Genomic DNA, 522 nt, shown 5'->3' with positions numbered 1-522 from the left:
TGACGTTGCCCGCGAATTTCGTATCCGCTAACCGAGCGTTTATTATGCCGCTTGCTTTCTCTGTGCGGCGTGCCAGTTTTGTTCAAATTGCATCGGACTGACGTAATTCAACGTCGAGTGCAGCCGCCCATGATTGTAGAAGCTCAACCAGTCGATCACCTCGTCCATTGCTTCGCGACGCGTCGCAAAGCGTTGACCGTGAATGCGCGCCTGCTTCAGCGATCCCCACAGGCTCTCGGTCGGCGCGTTGTCCCAACAATTTGCTCGGCGGCTCATCGAACTGCGCATGCCATAACTCTTGATCAGGTCCTGGAACTCGGCGCTGCAATACTGACTCCCACGGTCGCTATGCATGATCAGACCGGCCTCGGGCCGACGCCGGAACCACGCCATTCGCAACGCGTCGGAAACCAGCTCCGTGCGCATGTGGGGCTTGAGCGACCATCCCACGACCTGGCGACTGAACAGATCCAGGATGACCGTCAGATACAGCCAGCCCTCGTCGGTCCAGAGATAGGTGAT

General features: G+C 58.0%; 1 protein-coding gene. It reads right to left on the bottom strand.

The window, feature by feature from the left end; genetic code table 11:
* Positions 1-42: 42 nt before the first annotated feature.
* On the bottom strand, positions 43-522 hold a 480-nt coding region (locus PQQ96_RS42195; RefSeq protein WP_408303365.1), incomplete at its 5' end, for an IS3 family transposase.

The organism is Paraburkholderia sediminicola, assembly GCF_046027825.1.
Taxonomy (GTDB): domain Bacteria; phylum Pseudomonadota; class Gammaproteobacteria; order Burkholderiales; family Burkholderiaceae; genus Paraburkholderia; species Paraburkholderia sediminicola_D.
Note: the sequence above shows the minus strand (reverse complement) of the source record. Positions and strands in the feature narration are given on the sequence as shown.